Below are 15910 nucleotides of genomic sequence, written 5' to 3'. Positions count from 1 at the left end.
CATGGCGCCGAATCCTGTATCGGCAGCGGGTCGGGAAAGATGAGCCCTGGAATGACGCTGGCGGGTTACGCCAGCAGCCCCAGGGACTTGGCCCTGGCCACGGCCTGGGTGCGGCGCTCGACACCCAGCTTGCCGTTGATATGGCTGGCGTGGGTCTTGACCGTGTGCAGCGAGATGAACAGGCGCTCACTGATTTGCTGGTTGGAGCAGCCCTGGGCAATGAGTTCCAGCACAGCCAGCTCACGACCACTGAGCGCCTCGGTAGCGCCGAGGTCATTCGCCGGCGCCTCAGGGAGACGCGCCAGCAGTTCAGCCTGGGCAGGGCTGACGGCCTGGCCCGCCAGTTGCTCACGCAACCAGGTGGGGTGATCCTCGAGCAACCGCTGGAATGCCTGCAACGCGCCACCTTGAGCCGCCTCGAGTGCCTGGGGCAACAACCTGCCCGCCTCGGGCTCCCGGCCTTCAGCGAGCAACAGGCCGATCAACTGGCACAACGCACTGACCACCAGTGTCATGCCGCCGCTGGCCTGCCCTCGCTCGACCAGCATGCGCAAACGTGCCTCGGCCTCGCGTGGGCGATCCAGCACGCGCTCCAGCAATGCCTGCTGCAGTTCGATGTGCAGGGGCAGCAGCGGGTGAAACTCGGGGGCGGCCGCAGGTTGCTCGCCGCCATAGGTCTGCCCCAGACGCAGCAACCAGGATTCGGCCAGGTCCGTCCGCCCCTGGGCCAGCCACAGCTCGCATTTCACCAGGGTGATCATGGCCAGGTAGAAGATCGGTGGCACGTCCCAGATATGCATCAGCCGCTCAGCTTCGGCCAACTCCGCGAATGCCTCGGCGAAGCGCCCTTCACGACCATCGAGCGAGGCGATCACGCAATGGCCGATCAACACGCTGATATCGCGGCAGCTACGTGCCTCGCTGAGGCCCGCACGCAAGCGAGCGCGCCCCTGGACAGGCTGGAGGCGCGCGGCCAACAGGTAGCCTTCGTACAGTGTCAGGCGAGCGCGCACGGCGTACAGGCGCTGCCCCGACAACCCCTGTAGCCGTAGCAGCCCTTGACGCACTTCATCCTGAGCCCTCAGCGCTTCGCCGCGGGCATGCAGCACCCGAGCCCGATCGTAGTGGGCCAAGGCTTCGAACAAGGGGTTGCCGACCCGCTGGGCCAGTTCCAGCGCCTCACGGTTCCACCCCCGCGCACGCCAGAAGTCACCATCGGCGATAGCCAGGTTGGACAGTGTGGACAGGCAAACCAGGCGCTGGCCGTAGCGCTTGCAGGGCAGGCTTTGCAAAGCCTCGCCGCAGTACGCCTGGGTACGTTCACGGTCACCCCGGCCACGGGCGATGACGCCACTGAGCGCCAGCCATTGGGCCAGCATCGACTTCTGGGCCGTGGCCGATGGTGCTGGCAGGAAACGGCTGAGGTAGCCCGCAAGCTCTTCGGCGGCGTCCAACTGGCAGGCAAGCCCCAAGGCCCAGCTGTACAGCACGATCAGCCGTGGCGTGCTGATGAGCAGGCTGTCGGGCAGGTCCATTTTCCAGCGCAGCAGCATGCCGACGTTCTGTTCAGCAAGCAGTTGCTCCTCGGACAGGCTTTGCACCAGGTCGGCGGCCACATCCAGATGGCCCGCGCGCAAGGCCTGCTCCACGGCCTCATCGAGCAGCCCCTGCCCTTCGAACCAACGACACGCACGCAGGTGCAGCGCCACCAACGGCTCGCTCGCCTGACGGCTACGCAACAGATCGGAGAACAAATGGTGATAGCGGAACCAGCGCCCGTGCTCGTCGAGCGGCACCAGGAACACCTGGTGGGCCTGCAAGTAGCGCAAGACCTCTGAACTGTCATTGCGCTCGCGCAGGGCATCGCACAGCTCGGAACAGAAGCGTTCCTGGCAAGCGGTGTCATAGAGGAATGCCTGCACTGGCGCAGGCAGCATATCGATGACTTCCTCCAGCAGGTAGTCACGGATCAGCCCCTCGCCGCCATGCAGGGCCTGGGGCAAGGCGTTATCGTCACCGGACTCGCTGGCCGCCAACTGCCAGAAACGCAGGCCGGCGACCCAGCCATCGCTGCGCTGGATCAGGTTGTCGAGGGCCTGGCCACGCAAACCGGTGGGCTGGCGACCGATCACAGCCAGCGCTTCGTCCGGCGTGAGGCGCAAGTCCTGCTCGTTGAGCTCGACCAGTTGCCGTGAAAGCCGCAGGCGAGCCAGGTGCCAATCGGGGCGCTGGCGGCTGGTGACCAGCAGCACCAGGCCAGGCGGCAGGTGATTGAGGAAGAATTGCAGGCAGCGATCGAGCACCGGCCCCTGGGCGAGATGGTAGTCGTCGAGTACCAGCAGCAAGGGCGTGTCGGGTTGCAGATAGAGCGCCAGCTCGTCGAGCAGGCCATCGAGCCACTCTTCGAAGGCGAAAGGCTGGTGGCGCTGACGCATCTTGAGCAACCCGAGGGCCTGTCCGCCCAATGCTGGACAGAATTGCTGGAGACCTTCGAGCAAGCGTTCAAGGAAACGCCCGGGGTCAGCGTCGCGTTGGCTCAGGCCGAGCCAAAGGCTGCGCCAGTGAGAAGACAGATCCTGGCAGAACTCGATGGCGAGGGAACTCTTGCCGAAGCCCGCCGGTGCGTTGACCAACAACAAGCGCCCCATGAGCCCTGCCTGCAAACGCTGGCACAGCCGCGCCCTCGGTACATGCGCCTCCGGCAGCGGCGGCCGGAAGAAACGCCCGTCCAGCAGGCCCAAGGCCTGACTGGCAACTCCATGCGTACGGGACAGGTCTGTCATGGCCGGCTCGTTCTGATTGTAAGGCTTCGGCGGTACGGATCTTTGCGAGACTAGCGGCAAACGCCACGCAATTGAAGATGATGGGGGCGCTTCGAGCAAAAAAGACTACGACAAAACGAAACAAGACTGATCGACATCAGCGGGGTCGATACCTCGTCATCAATGCAGGGTAGAACATCCCTGCCGGATTCAACCCACGCCACAACAGAAACGCCCCGGCAAGCCGGGGCGTTCTGGGGGATCACACGGAGTGGGTGACAATCAGCTCAACGTACGCCCGACTGCCGCAGGGCCGCTGGCTGGAAGTCGGCCTTGCTGGCACTGAAGCCGAAGTCGTAGGCGCTCTTCTCTTCGTTCTTCATGCCCAGGGCCAGGTAGCGGCCCGATTGCAGGTCGTAGATAGCCTCGAGGGTGTACCACGGCACCTGCACATTGTAGTACGGCTGGGCATGGGCCTCGGAGACGCGCCACAGCTGGTTGCGACCGTCGTACTGGTCGATCACCGCAGCTTGCCAGGTGTCCTCGTCGATGTAGAAGTCACGCTTGGCATAGATGTGCCGCTGGCCAGGCTTGAGGGTGGCGACCACGTGCCAGACACGGCGCAGCTCGTAACGCGCCAGGTCCTGGTTGATGTGGCCGGGCTTGATGATGTCCGAATACTTGAGCTTGGGGTCATCGAGCTTGTAGGCGTTGGAGGCGATGTACATCTCCTTCTTGCCTTCGAGCTTCCAGTCGTAGCGATCCGGCGCGCCGTTGTACATGTCCAGGTTGTCGGAAGTGCGCAGGCCGTCGGCCGCGGTACCCGGGCCGTCGTACGAAACCTGAGGTGCCTGGCGCACACGGCGCTGGCCGGCGTTGTAGATCCAGGCCTTGCGCGGCTCCTTGACCTGGTCGAGGGTTTCGTGGACCAGCAGCACGGTACCGGCCAGGCGTGCTGGCGCGGTCACTTCCTGCATGAAGTAGAACAGGATGTTGCCCGGGTTGTTCGGGTCGTAATCCTTCATCTTGTCGCGGAAGACGAACTGGTCCTTGAAGTAGACCAGGCTGTAGGAGCCGTTCTGCTGCGGGGTGGCCTGCGTTACCAGACGGGTCACGCTGCCACCGCGGTAGCGGGTGATGTGGTTCCAGATCACTTCCACGCCATCCTTCGGAATCGGGAACGGGATGGCGGTGCGGAAGTTCTCGAGGCCGTTGCCGCCCCCGACCAGGGTGGTCTTGGTGGCATTTTCCTTGATCGCGGCGAACACATCGTCCGGCACGGTTGAGCCACGGTGGGTCTTGTACACCGGAATCTTGTAGGTGTCCGGGTAACGCTTGAGCATCGCCAGCTGGCCCGGCGAAAGTTTGTCCTTGTACTGGTCGGCGTTCTGCGCGGTGATGGTGAACAGCGGTTTCTCGCTGCCGAACGGGTCGGAGAGGAAGCCCTTGCTGTCGACCGTGCCGGCGGACTTCGACAGCGGCTCCCAGGGGCCGATCGAACCATCGGCATTGCCGGCCTTTTCCGCGCCCATTGGGGTGAGGGTCGAGCCCAGCTTGGCCGCCTCGCTGGCGGAAACCGCAGCCATGACGCTGGTCGCCAGCAGGGACAGGCCCAGTACACCGGCTTGCAGCAGACGTGTGGTCATTTTCATTCTGTTGTCGTCCTGGATCAGTGTTCTTAGAAGTTCACGCCGAAGCTGAGGGCGACGAAGTCGCGGTCATCCACGGTGGTGTACTTGCCGTCGAAGAAGTTGGTGTACGACAGGCTGGCCGTGTAAGTGTTCTGGTATTCGGCGTCCAGGCCCAGGCTGATCGCCTTGCGACCTTCCTCGAAGTTGCCGCCAGGGCCCGGCGAGTAGCCGGAGACATCGTGGGACCAGGCCACGTTCGGCTTGAGGTTGACCCCGGCGAAGACGTCGTTGTAGTCCCAGATCACCCGGGCGCGGTAGCCCCAGGAGGTGCTGGTGGTGTAACCGTCGTTCTCGCACTTGCGGTTGAGGTTGGCGGTGGAGGCGCCAGCACCGGCACCGGCGATGGTGCTGGCATTGAGTGCCTGGCAGGTGTCGGCACCGCCCGTGGCGGGCAGCGGGCCAGGGCCGTAGACCGGGTCACGGCCGTAGCGGACTTCGTGGGCGCTTTCCAAGCCACCGACGTGGGTAACGCCCACCTCTCCGACGACGGTCATGCGGCTGGCGCCCATCACCTGGTCGAAGAAGTGCGTCAGGGTGGTCTGGAACTGGGTGATCTCCTTGCGGCGATAACCATGCAGGTCCTGGCCAGGGACGCCATTGAGCAGCGAGGCGTTGGCCAGCGCGCCACCGATCGGACGCACACCGGCGAACAGGATATCGGTGGTGTTCAACTGCACTGGGGCGTTGGGGCGGTAGCTCAGCTCGCCGCTCCAGGCCGTGCCGGTGGGTAGCGTCGTGGAGAAGCTCAGGCCGTAGAGACGGATGTCCTCAGGGTACTCGACGAAGTACTTCGAGTTGCCCGCGACGATCAGCGGTGCCAGCGACCTCAGCTGGGCCGGCAGGCCGGCCAGGCCGGCGTAAACCGACGGTGCGGCACCGGTGGCGCTGAAGATCGGCGCGCGGCTGTGGTAGTTCATGAAGTAGGCACCGAACTCGGTGTCCAGCGGTTCGAACATGTAGCGCATGGCGACGCCGAACTGGCCGCTGTCGCGGGCGTCACGGTCCGGGCCGCGGCCGACCATCACGCCTTCCTCGTTGATGTTCACGCCACGGGTGGCGAGGAACTGCTGGGCCGCCACCGGCACCGTGCGGCTGCTGTTGAGCACCCGCAGGTTGTTGTTGCAACCATCAGCAATGATGTCGGGCTGCGAGAAGAAGGTACCGCAGTTGTCGACGACGGTCTGGTCCCATTCGAGCTGGTAGAAGGCCTCTGCCGACAGGTTGTCGGTGAGGCTCTGGGAGATGTAGAACATGTTGACCGGGATCAGGCCTTCCTTCACCTCGGCGCCCGGTCGGCGGAAGGCGGACACGTCGATCGGGTTGATCGAGTTGATGCCGCCACCGATGAAGGTGCTCTCACCCCAGCTCACCACCTGCTTGCCCAGGCGCACCGAGCCTGGCAGGTCGGCGATGGAGTAGTTGTGGTAGACGAAGGCGTCGAGCAGCTCCGCACCTGAGGACTTGGCGCCCTCCTTGCGGTTGGAGTCGCTGATGTCCTTGAACTCGCGGTGCTCGTCCTTCAGTTCGAAGTCGTACCAGTACTTGCCACGGACGAATACGCCGGTGTCACCGTACTTGAGCTCGAGGTCGTGGATGCCCTTGAAGATTTTCGAGAAGGTCTCGCCCTTCTTGAAGTTGAGGTGGCCGTCGTCGGAGGTCTGCGACAACCCCTTGCCGCCGTTGTTGACCCCGATGAGGTTCTTGTTCGGATTGGCTGTCGACCAGCTGGCGCCGATGGAGAGCGACGAGTCGAACTGGCCTTCGATTTCACCGATGTTGAAGCTGACCGCGAAAGCAGGACTTGCAAGCGTGGAAGCGAGGCTGACGGCCAAGGGCAGACGTGCCCGGCGCCAGAACGGGTTTGCAGATGTCATCGACGCTACTCCATGTACTTTTTTGTTATGGCAGTGAGTCCTTTCAGAAACGGCCGAGCGCCTGGTGAAACCGGCTCCTGCCCGAGGTGCCACGACGGTGCGCGGCGCCCTCCCCCATTCCTGAAAATCCCCTGGCCCGACTATAGCCAGCGACCACAGGTGCTAGATCCCTCTAAAGTGTGATTTGCGCTCCCTGCTGCTGGCCCGCCCCAAAAGACCGGCCTGTGCGCTGGCAGTGGTGAAGCATGGCTCAATTTTTCCGTTTGACAAGACACCACCCTCTCTAGCGTGCGGGTCGCGATCTGGCGACCGCGACCCGCGAGGGCGGCTACAGCGTGGAGAGGAATGCGCTGTTACTGGCCTGCCATTGGCTGATGTCCACGCGGATGCGCTTCTTGTCGAGCTTGCCGACACTGGTCTTGGGAATTTCAGTAACAATGGCGATCTGGCTGGGAATCGCCCACTTGTTGATATGCCCCTGCTCGACGAAAGGCTTGAGGTGTTCCTTCAGGCTGCGCGCGTCGATATCCTGCCCCTCGCGCACCACCAGCAGCGCGAACGGGCGCTCGCCCCACTGCGGATCAGGCACGCCGACCACCGCGACTTCGCGCACCGCCGGGTGACGGCTGACCAAGTCCTCGAGGTCGAGCGACGAGATCCACTCGCCCCCGGTCTTGATCACATCCTTGATGCGGTCGCGGATATCGATAAAGCCCATGCCATCGAGGGTGGCGACGTCACCGGTGTGCAACCAGCCGCTCTGCCAGAGCTCTTCGCTCTTCTGCGGCTCGCGGAAGTAGCCCATGGTCAGCCAGGGCGCGCGCAGCACCAGTTCGCCCTGGGTTTCGCCATCCGCAGGCAGGAAGTTGCCATTGCCATCGACGATGGCGGCCTCGACCAGCGGCACCGGTACCCCGGCCTTGATCCGGTAGCTGGTGCGCTCATCCTCGCTGCCGGCCTGCAGCTCGTCGTTCAGGTGCGCGGCGCTGATCAGCGGGCAGGTCTCGGACATGCCGTAGGCGGCGGTGAGCTGGATACCCCGGGCCAGCGCAGCTTCATACAACGCACGGTTGAGCGCACTGCCACCGATGATGATCTTCCAGCCACCGAAGTCCTGGCCGGCGGCCGACGGGCAGTTGAGCAGCATCTGCAGGATGGTCGGCACGCAGTGGGAGAACGTCACCTTCTCTTCACGCCACAGCTTGATCAGCATGTCTGGCTCGTAGCGCCCCGGGTAGACCTGCTTGATCCCCATCATGGTCGCCGCGTAGGGGATGCCCCAGGCGTGGACATGGAACATGGGCGTGATCGGCATGTAGACGTCGTTGCTGCTCAGCAACCGCACGCTGTCCAGGCTGCCGAGCACGGAGGTTTCGGCCAGGGTGTGCAGCACCAGTTGGCGGTGGGTGAAATACACCCCCTTGGGGTTGCCGGTGGTGCCGGTGGTGTAGAACGTGGTGGCCACCGAGTTCTCGTCGAAGTCGGGGAAGTCGTAGTGCGGGCTGGCCGCGGCCAACAGTTGCTCGTACTCACCGCGCAGGCCCGGCAGGTCGGCGGTCTTGTCCGGCCCGTCGGTCAGCAGCACGGTCCCCTGTACCGTGGTCAGTTGCCCGGCAATGGCCTGGTAGAGGCCAATGAAATCACTGTTGACCAGCACGAAGCGGTCTTCGGCGTGGTTCATGGTGTAGAGGATCTGTTCCGGCGACAGGCGCACGTTGATGGTGTGCACCACCGCGCCGATCATCGGGATGGCGAACATGCATTCGAGATAGCGGTGGCTGTCCCAGTCCATCACCGCCACCGTGTCACCCGCCTTGACGCCGGCTGCGGTCAGCACGTTGGCAAGCCGGGCGATGCGCTCGCCCAGTTGCGGATAGGTGAGGCGGATCTGGTCGCGGTAGACGATCTCGCGGGTCTTTTCATAGCGGCTGCCGGACATCAGCAGGCGCTTGATCAGCAGTGGAAATTCGTAGGCGCCTTCTGCGGGCTTGATGATGCGCGTCTGCAACATGGGTATCCCTTTTCTGTGATGCGGGCCGGACAGCTCTGGGATCCACTCTAGATCGGTGACGCGCCGGTCAAATCAGCCGAAGGAATGATTTGCCGCGCAAAGGTATGAGCGGCGACGCCGGCGTTGACGAACGGCACCGGCGGGCCAGACACTGCCCAGATTGGATCGCGCCCCCTTGTAGGAGCGGGTTTACCCGCGAATCAGGCAACGCGATGCATGGCACGGGCTTCGCCCGTGTTCGCGGGTAAACCCGCTCCTACAGAGTCCCGCCGGCCAAACCCACCGCGGCGACCGAACCACTCCCACATCGGAGCCCCCATGCCCAGCCCACGTCGTGCCGTGTTTCTCGACCACCCGTCCCTGGACCTCGGTGACCTCGACCTTTCCCCCCTGCGGGACCAGTTCGACGATCTGCAACTGTTCTCCACCACCCGCCCCGACCAGGTGGCCGAGCGCCTGCAGGGCGCCGTGGCGGTGATCAGCAACAAGGTGATGCTCGACGCCACCAGCCTGGCCGCCAACCCTCAGCTCAAGCTGATCCTGGTCGCCGCCACCGGCACCAACAATGTCGACCTGGCCGCCGCCCGCGCCCAAGGCATCACGGTGTGCAACTGCCAGGGCTACGGCACGCCATCGGTGGCCCAGCACACCCTGGCCCTGCTGCTGGCCTTGGCCACGCGCCTGTGCGACTACCACCAGGCCGTGGCCAAGGGCGAATGGGCCAAGGCCAGCCAGTTCTGCCTGCTGGACTTCCCCATCGTCGAACTCGAAGGCAAGACCCTTGGCCTGCTCGGTCATGGCGAGCTGGGTGGCGCGGTGGCGCGGCTGGCCGAGGCGTTCGGCATGCGCGTGCTCAGCGGGCAGATCCCCGGGCGCCCGACACGCGATGATCGGCTGCCACTCGATGAACTGTTGCCTCAGGTCGACGCCCTGACCTTGCACTGCCCGCTCAACGATCGCACCCGACACATGATCGGTGCCCGCGAGCTGGCCTTGCTCAAGCCCGGTGCACTGGTGGTCAACACCGCCCGCGGTGGGCTGATCGACGAACAGGCCCTGGCCGATGCCCTGCGCAGCGGTCACTTGGGCGGCGCGGCCACCGATGTGCTCAGTGTCGAGCCCCCGGTCAATGGCAACCCTTTGCTGGCGGCGGATATTCCCCGCCTGATCGTGACCCCGCACAGCGCCTGGGGCGCGGTGGAGTCGCGCCAGCGCATCGTTGGCCAGCTCGCCGAAAACGCCCAGGCGTTCTTTACCGGGCAGCCGCGGCGAGTGGTCGGCTGAGCCGGCGAAGGCTCTGGTACACTGCGCGACTTTTTCCAGGAGGCGCCGTTTATGGACCCGCGCAGTGAAGTAATGCTCCGCCAGGCGGAGCTGTTCCAGGGGCCGCTGCTGATCGCCGGCGCCCCCGCCGATGGCCTGCTCGGCCAACTGCCCAAGGCCCACGGCTGGACTTGGCACGCAGGCGACCAGGCGCTGCTTGAAAGCCGCTTCGGCAATCGCTGCCACCACGGCGTGGGTGTGCCTGAAGTGGCCTTCGACGCCGCCATCCTGTTCCTGCCCAAATCCCGCGAACTGGCCGCCTACCTGCTCAACGCCCTGGCCGCGCGCCTGGCAGGGCGCGAGCTGTACCTGGTGGGTGAGAAACGCGGCGGCATCGAGGGCGCGGCGAAACAGCTGCAAGCATTCGGCAAGCCCCGCAAGCTCGACAGCGCGCGCCACTGCCAGCTGTGGCAGGTGACCGTCGACCACGCCCCCGAGGCCAAGCCGCTGGAAAGCCTGGCCGAGCGCTTCGAGCTGCCGCTCGAGGACGGCCCGTTGCAAGTGGTCAGCCTGCCGGGGGTATTCAGCCACGGTCGACTGGACAAGGGCACCGCCCTGCTGCTGGAACACCTTGACGGCTTGCCCAGTGGGCATGTTCTGGACTTCGGTTGTGGTGCTGGTGTGCTGGGCGCGACGATCAAGCGCCGCTACCCACAGAGCCAGGTCACCCTGCTGGATGTCGACGCCTTTGCCGTCGCCGCCAGCCGCCTGACCCTGGCGGCCAATGGTCTGGAGGGGCAAGTGATCAGCGGTGATGGTATCGACGCCGCACCGGGAGAGCTGGACCTGATCCTGAGCAATCCGCCCTTCCACACCGGCGTGCACACCGATTACCAAGCCTCGGAAAATCTGCTGAAAAAATCCGGCGAACATCTGCGAAAGGGTGGCGAAATTCGCCTGGTAGCCAACAGCTTCCTACGCTACCAACCGCTCATCGAGGGCGCCCTTGGCAACTGCGAGATCCGCGCCGAGGCGCAGGGCTTTCGCATCTACCGGGCGACACGCGGGTAAAAACAAGGCTTGCCGAAACCGCCCAGCGTAGGCAGAATCCGCTCCGTCCTAGGGGAGTAGTCTCCCGCGAGCCCCCGCTCGCCCGGTACGCGTCAACACACTTGGCCCACAGGCCATGGCGCGTGCGACCCACGATCTGCGCAGACAGGTCCAGGGTTTGACAAGACCTATGACACGCACACCTTACCCGGGGCGGGGAGGTCGTACGTGTCATAGCCGTGTCGACCCGCCCCCGTAGGAATCCTGATGCTGGAATCTCTGCTCGTCCCCACCGCCATCGTTGCCCTCGCCGAAATCGGCGACAAGACGCAACTGCTCGCGCTCATCCTGGCCGCGCGTTTTCGCAAGCCCTGGCCGATCATCGCCGGCATCATCGCCGCCACCCTGGCCAACCACGCCGCCGCGGGCGCCGTGGGTGCCTGGGTCAGCAGCTTCTTCAGCGAATCCGTGCTGCACTGGATCCTCGCCGCGAGCTTCACCGCCACCGCGCTGTGGACCCTGGTGCCGGACAAGATGGACGATGACGAAGCCAGCAACGCACGCCGTTTCGGGCCGTTCCTGACCACACTGATCGCGTTCTTCCTGGCTGAGATCGGCGACAAGACCCAGGTCGCCACGGTGATGCTGGCCGCCCAGTACCCGCACCTGATCATGGTGATCATCGGTACCACCCTGGGCATGCTGATTGCCAACGTGCCGGTGGTACTGGCGGGCAACTTCGCCGCGGAGAAACTGCCGTTGACGCTGATCCGTCGCCTGGCGGCGGCGGCGTTCATCGTGCTGGCCGTCGTCGCGGTGTATTCGGCGATGAAGACCAGTGGCTGGATAGGCTGAAGACCCTGTAGGAGCCAGCCTTGCTGGCGAACCCCACACCGCGGTGCATGGCACCGGCTTTGCCGGTGTTCGCCGGCAAGCCGGCTCCTACAGAGGGCCCCGGTGAATTACTTCTTGGCAGCCTGATACAGCGGCATCACCTTCGGAATCGCCGCTTGCAACGAGGCGATCCGGCTGCTCGACGCCGGGTGAGTACTCATGAACTCAGGCGGCGCGCCTTCGGACGCCTTGCTCATCTTGTTCCACAAGGTGATCGCGGCGTTCGGGTCGTAGCCGGCGCGGGCCGAGAGTTCCAGGCCGATCAGGTCGGCTTCGTTCTCGTTGGCGCGGCTGTTGGGCAGGGTCATGGCGTAGTTCACCACGGTATCGGCCAGCGCCATGCTGTCCTGGCCCAGGCCGAAGATCGCACCGGCGCCCTGGCGGGCCATTTCCACGCCATAGGCCTTGGACATCGCTTCACGGCCGTGCTCGCGCAGGGCGTGGGCAATTTCGTGGCCCATGACTGCGGCGATCTCGGCGTCAGTCAGCTTGAGCTGATCGATCAGGCCGGTATAGACGATGATCTTGCCGCCCGGGCCGCAGTTGGCGTTCAGCTCGTCGCTCTTGATGACGTTGACTTCCCATTTCCATTGCGCGGCATCCGGCCGGAACTGTGGTGCCTGGGCGATCAGACGATCGGCGATGGCCTGCACGCGCTTGGCGTCGGCGCTGCTTTTATCCAGGACGCCCTTGCTAGACGCCTCACCGAGGGTCTGCTGATAGGACTGGGCGTACATCTGGTTGACCTCATCGGTCGAGAGCATGCTGAACATGTACTGCTTACGCTCGACGCCGACGGCGCCACCGCTGGTGGTATTGACCGCCTGGCAGCCGCCCAGCAGGACGCTGGCGCTCAACATGCTGACAACGAATGACTTACGCATTTAAAACACTCCCTTTTTACGTGCCGCGTATCCTAGGCCCAGTCGCCTGGCCCCGCCAGAGCCGCAGGGAAGATTTCTTCTCGCCCCTCATGCTTTCGTATTAGCCCGCCGATAACCCGGGGACACGACCTCCTTGCGCGCGGAGCCTTCCATGAAGTTCAAGTCGATCCAGTTTTCCGTGGCCGCCCTGGCCGGTGCCATCGTACTGAGCATTGTCGCCGCCCTGGTGCTCTATGCCGTGTATTCCGGCGAACGCACCCAGGCGCTGGTACAGCAGCGCACCCAGCAACAGTTCGAAAGCGTGATCGAACAGCGCCTGTCGGCGCTGGCCCGCACCCAGGTCAGCGAGATCCAGCGCGGCCTGGAGGCACCGCTGTCGATCGCCCGCGGCCTGGCCACCGGCAATGCGATGATCGGCATGCAAGGCGCCGACGGCCGGCCACTGATGCGGGTCGACCGCGAACACCTGATCAACCAGCTCAAGCGCACCGTCGAGGCCAACCCGAGCGTGCTCGGCGCCTACCTGGGCTGGGAGCCGAATGCCCTCGACCACGACGACGCCCGCTATGTCGGCAGCAACATGGTCGGCATCGACAGCGCCAGTGGCCGCTTCCTGCCCTGGTGGTTCCGCAACGGCGATGGCAGCCTCGGCCAGGACAAACTGGCCGACGTCGACGACCGCACTGTGCTGGCCACCGGCGTGCGCGCCAGCGAGTACTACCTGTGCCCGAAAGAGTCGAAGAAAGCCTGCGTGATCGACCCGGCCCCTTATAAAGTGGGCGACAAGATGGTCATGCTCGCCTCCTTCGTCGAGCCGATCATGGTCGACGGCCAGTTCAAGGGCATGGCCGGTGCCGACCTGTCGGTGAACTTCATCCAGGACCTGCTCAATGCCGCTGATCGCCAGCTGTACAATGGCGCCGGTGAACTGGCCCTGGTGTCGAGCAACGGCCGTCTGGTGGCCTACACCCGCGACCCGGCCAAGTTCGGCGAAAAGGCCAGCGACGTGCTGGATGCCGATGAAGCAAGCACCCTCAAGAACCTCGCTGGCGAAGGCCTGCACTACAAGGTCGAGACGGCCAAGGACCGCATCGAGCTGTACCTGCCGTTCAAGGTAGCCAGCACCGACGCCCGCTGGACCCTGCTGCTGGAGCTGCCGCTCAGCACCGTAATGGCCGACGTCAACCAGCTGCAAAAGGACCTGGCCGAACAACGCCGCACCGATATCGCCGGCATGACCGTGGTCGGCCTGGGCATCGCTGCCCTGGGCCTGCTGGTGATCTGGCTGCTGGCCCACGGCATCGCCCGACCGCTCAAGCAGATGGTCGCCATGCTCGACGACATCGCCCAGGGCGAGGGTGACCTGACCCGCCGCCTGCAAAGCGACCGCGCCGACGAGCTGGGCGCCATCGCCAAAGGCTTCAACACCTTCCTGGCCAAGTTGCAGACGATGATCAGCCAGGTGGTCAGTTCGGTGCAGAAGGTCAGCGACTCGTCGGAGCACACTGCCGACATCGCCATCCGCACCAACCAGGGCGTGCATAAGCAGATGGCCGAGATCGACCAGGTGGCCACCGCCGTGCACGAAATGACCGCCACGGCCCAGGATGTGGCGCGCAACGCCACCCAGGCGGCCCAGGCCGCCAGCGACGCCGACCGCGCCGCCAACGAGGGCCTGGATATCGTACGCGGCACCTCGCACTCGATCAGCGCCTTGGCCACCGAAATCGGCCGCGCGGTGACCGTGGTCCAGGACCTGGCCCGCGACAGCGAGAATATCAACGCCATCCTGGTGGCCATCCGCGCCATCGCCGAGCAGACCAACCTGCTGGCACTGAACGCAGCCATCGAGGCCGCCCGGGCCGGCGAGCAAGGCCGTGGCTTCGCCGTGGTCGCCGACGAGGTGCGCAACCTGGCGCAGAAAACCCAGCAGGCCACCGAAGAAATCCAGCACATGATCCAGCAGTTGCAGCAGGGTACGCGGGAAGTGGTGCGGGTGATGGAGGAGAGCCAGGGCAAGACCGATGTCAGCGTACAGCAGGCCAGCCGCGCCGCCGAATCGCTGGAAAGCATCACCCAGGCAGTGTCGGTGATCAACGACATGAACACACAGATCGCCAGCGCCGCCGAGGAGCAGAGCGCGGTGGCCGAGGACATCAACCGTAACGTGATCAACATCGGCCAGGTGGCCGGCGAAGTGGCCGGTGGTGCCGACGAGTCGAGCCAGGCCAGCGCCGAGCTGACCAAGCTGGCAGAGCAGCAACGGCGCTTGATCAATCAGTTCAGGGTTTGAAATGCAGCAGACCTGTAGGAGCGGCTTCAGCCGCGAACACCGGCCATGCCGGTGCCAGGCACCGCGTCGCTCGCATCGCGGCTAAAGCCGCTCCTACACCGGCGTCAGGCACTCCGGCCCATTGAGCTTCGGATCGTTGACGAAATACGCCAATGCCCTTTCGCGCAGGGCAGTCGGCGGCTTGGCCAACAACTCGTGCAGCCGCGCCAGGGGCGTCTCCGGGTCCAGCCAGATCGCCTGCTCGGCCTCATCCAGGATCAACGGCCGACGCTGGTTCACCGCCGCCTGGGTGACCACCGCGCAGCTCAGCCACGCCTGTTCCTGTACCGGATAGACTTCCCACACCGCCGCGAAAAACAGCGAAGCCCCCTCCCCCGGCGTCACCCAGTACGGGCGTTTGCGCGCCGTGCCGCGCCATTCGTAGAAACCGTTGGCCGGCATCAGGCAGCGCCGCTGGCGCAGCGCTTCGCGGAACATGGGTTGCTCGGCGAGGGTTTCGGCCCGGGCCTGGGCCGGCGTGCGCGACAGGTCGGTCAACCAGGCCGGGGTAAGCCCCCAGCGGGCGCTGGCGAGTTGCATCTGGCCATCGAGCTGGCGCTGGATCAGCACCGTGGCGCCGGGCGAGATGTTCCATTGGGCCTGCTGGCTCGAAGGGAAACCGGGCAGGCCGGCGAAGGCCTGGGTCCAGCGAAACAGGGCGTAGCGTCCACACATGGGCGATTTCAGAACCTAGCAGATCAGGGTACCGGGATAACTCTCCGGCGCTTCGCCGACAAGCGGCTGGGCAGCATTGTACGCGTCGATCAACTGTCGCGCGTAACCGGCTTGCTCATCGGCTACCGCCAGGCCCAGCAGCCCCTGCATCGGCAGCTCGCCCATGGCGCCCATCAGGTCGCGCCCCACCAGGTGCACCTCGATGCCCTCGCTGGCCAGCATGCCGACCAGCATTTGCGCCTCCAGCAGGTTTTCCGGATCATAGATTCGCTGCATCAGTCGTTCTCGCCATAAACGTCCAGCATCCATTCCTCGCCATGCACCTGCAGCACGAAACGGATGGGCTTGCAGCAGACCTGGCAGTCCTCGATGTACTCCTGATCGCCGCCGGACAAGTCCACGGTCGTCTCGACTTCTTCACCGCAATAGGGACAATCGTAGATCGCAGTTTCCAGCATCGCGGCCTCCCGAGTG

The 15910-nt window shown here is 64.8% G+C and carries 12 protein-coding genes, 1 pseudogene and 1 riboswitch; of the genes and pseudogenes, 5 read left to right on the top strand and 8 right to left on the bottom strand.

What is annotated here, in order from left to right; genetic code table 11:
* Positions 1–65 precede the first annotated feature (65 nt).
* The 4 genes from PSEEN_RS04225 to PSEEN_RS04210 form a co-directional block, all read right to left on the bottom strand.
* On the bottom strand, positions 66–2783 hold the full coding sequence (locus tag PSEEN_RS04225) for a winged helix-turn-helix domain-containing protein (RefSeq protein WP_011532244.1): 2718 nt from the start codon (positions 2781–2783) through the stop codon (positions 66–68).
* Positions 2784–3049: 266 nt separating this feature from the next.
* Positions 3050–4414 (bottom strand): DUF1329 domain-containing protein, encoded by a 1365-nt coding sequence (locus PSEEN_RS04220; RefSeq protein WP_011532243.1) that lies wholly within the window; start codon positions 4412–4414, stop codon positions 3050–3052.
* Positions 4415–4440: 26 nt separating this feature from the next.
* Positions 4441–6327 carry a DUF1302 domain-containing protein gene (locus tag PSEEN_RS04215; protein ID WP_011532242.1) on the bottom strand — a complete coding sequence of 629 codons (1887 nt, stop codon included), beginning with the start codon at positions 6325–6327 and terminating at the stop codon, positions 4441–4443.
* Between the two features lie 328 nt (positions 6328–6655).
* On the bottom strand, positions 6656–8338 hold the full coding sequence (locus PSEEN_RS04210; RefSeq protein ID WP_011532241.1) for a fatty acid--CoA ligase: 1683 nt from the start codon (positions 8336–8338) through the stop codon (positions 6656–6658).
* Positions 8339–8656: 318 nt separating this feature from the next.
* Here PSEEN_RS04210 and PSEEN_RS04205 point away from each other — a divergent pair, with 318 nt between their 5' ends.
* From PSEEN_RS04205 to PSEEN_RS04195, 3 genes are all read left to right on the top strand, one after another.
* On the top strand, positions 8657–9622 hold the full coding sequence (locus PSEEN_RS04205; RefSeq protein WP_011532240.1) for a 2-hydroxyacid dehydrogenase: 966 nt from the start codon (positions 8657–8659) through the stop codon (positions 9620–9622).
* Between the two features lie 51 nt (positions 9623–9673).
* Positions 9674–10672, top strand: coding sequence for a class I SAM-dependent methyltransferase (locus tag PSEEN_RS04200; RefSeq protein WP_011532239.1), 999 nt, complete (start codon positions 9674–9676; stop codon positions 10670–10672).
* 38 nt (positions 10673–10710) lie between these two features.
* A riboswitch (yybP-ykoY riboswitch) is annotated at positions 10711–10831 on the top strand.
* A 90-nt stretch (positions 10832–10921) separates the two neighbouring features.
* Positions 10922–11506 carry a TMEM165/GDT1 family protein gene (locus PSEEN_RS04195; RefSeq protein ID WP_193383920.1) on the top strand — a complete coding sequence of 195 codons (585 nt, stop codon included), beginning with the start codon at positions 10922–10924 and terminating at the stop codon, positions 11504–11506.
* Between the two features lie 107 nt (positions 11507–11613).
* Here the strand turns inward: PSEEN_RS04195 and PSEEN_RS04190 are convergent, their stop codons facing one another.
* Entirely contained in the window at positions 11614–12429 is an 816-nt protein-coding gene (locus tag PSEEN_RS04190) for a M48 family metallopeptidase (RefSeq protein WP_011532237.1), read from the bottom strand.
* Positions 12430–12580: 151 nt separating this feature from the next.
* Here PSEEN_RS04190 and PSEEN_RS27220 point away from each other — a divergent pair.
* Positions 12581–13864, top strand: a pseudogene (locus PSEEN_RS27220) (methyl-accepting chemotaxis protein); the annotation flags it as partial.
* A 15-nt stretch (positions 13865–13879) separates the two neighbouring features.
* Positions 13880–14722 (top strand): methyl-accepting chemotaxis protein, encoded by an 843-nt coding sequence (locus PSEEN_RS27215; protein WP_420806622.1) that lies wholly within the window; start codon positions 13880–13882, stop codon positions 14720–14722.
* 93 nt (positions 14723–14815) lie between these two features.
* Here the strand turns inward: PSEEN_RS27215 and PSEEN_RS04180 are convergent, their stop codons facing one another.
* From PSEEN_RS04180 to PSEEN_RS04170, 3 genes are read right to left on the bottom strand one after another with little or no spacing between them, the layout of a single operon-like run.
* Positions 14816–15436 (bottom strand): SOS response-associated peptidase, encoded by a 621-nt coding sequence (locus PSEEN_RS04180; RefSeq protein WP_011532235.1) that lies wholly within the window; start codon positions 15434–15436, stop codon positions 14816–14818.
* 15 nt (positions 15437–15451) lie between these two features.
* Complete coding sequence (locus PSEEN_RS04175) at positions 15452–15712, bottom strand: putative signal transducing protein (RefSeq protein WP_011532234.1); 261 nt, start codon at positions 15710–15712, stop codon at positions 15452–15454.
* Complete coding sequence (locus PSEEN_RS04170; RefSeq protein ID WP_010225771.1) at positions 15712–15894, bottom strand: CPXCG motif-containing cysteine-rich protein; 183 nt, start codon at positions 15892–15894, stop codon at positions 15712–15714. Before PSEEN_RS04170 ends, PSEEN_RS04175 begins: the two co-directional genes overlap by 1 nt.
* Positions 15895–15910 lie beyond the last annotated feature (16 nt).

The organism is Pseudomonas entomophila L48 (genome assembly GCF_000026105.1).
GTDB lineage: Bacteria > Pseudomonadota > Gammaproteobacteria > Pseudomonadales > Pseudomonadaceae > Aquipseudomonas > Aquipseudomonas entomophila.
The sequence above is the reverse complement of the archived record's forward strand: the minus strand, read 5'-3'. Positions and strand labels throughout refer to the sequence as shown.

Excerpts from the sequence above, each read along its gene's own strand:
- PSEEN_RS04225 (WP_011532244.1), bottom strand. The coding sequence starts at position 2,783 with ATGACAGACCTGTCCCGTACGCATGGAGTTGCCAGTCAGGCCTTGGGC.
- PSEEN_RS04220 (WP_011532243.1), bottom strand. The coding sequence starts at position 4,414 with ATGAAAATGACCACACGTCTGCTGCAAGCCGGTGTACTGGGCCTGTCC.
- PSEEN_RS04215 (WP_011532242.1), bottom strand. The coding sequence starts at position 6,327 with ATGACATCTGCAAACCCGTTCTGGCGCCGGGCACGTCTGCCCTTGGCC.
- PSEEN_RS04210 (WP_011532241.1), bottom strand. The coding sequence starts at position 8,338 with ATGTTGCAGACGCGCATCATCAAGCCCGCAGAAGGCGCCTACGAATTT.
- PSEEN_RS04205 (WP_011532240.1), top strand. The coding sequence starts at position 8,657 with ATGCCCAGCCCACGTCGTGCCGTGTTTCTCGACCACCCGTCCCTGGAC.
- PSEEN_RS04200 (WP_011532239.1), top strand. The coding sequence starts at position 9,674 with ATGGACCCGCGCAGTGAAGTAATGCTCCGCCAGGCGGAGCTGTTCCAG.
- PSEEN_RS04190 (WP_011532237.1), bottom strand. The coding sequence starts at position 12,429 with ATGCGTAAGTCATTCGTTGTCAGCATGTTGAGCGCCAGCGTCCTGCTG.
- PSEEN_RS27215 (WP_420806622.1), top strand. The coding sequence starts at position 13,880 with ATGATCAGCCAGGTGGTCAGTTCGGTGCAGAAGGTCAGCGACTCGTCG.
- PSEEN_RS04180 (WP_011532235.1), bottom strand. The coding sequence starts at position 15,436 with ATGTGTGGACGCTACGCCCTGTTTCGCTGGACCCAGGCCTTCGCCGGC.
- PSEEN_RS04175 (WP_011532234.1), bottom strand. The coding sequence starts at position 15,712 with ATGCAGCGAATCTATGATCCGGAAAACCTGCTGGAGGCGCAAATGCTG.
- PSEEN_RS04170 (WP_010225771.1), bottom strand. The coding sequence starts at position 15,894 with ATGCTGGAAACTGCGATCTACGATTGTCCCTATTGCGGTGAAGAAGTC.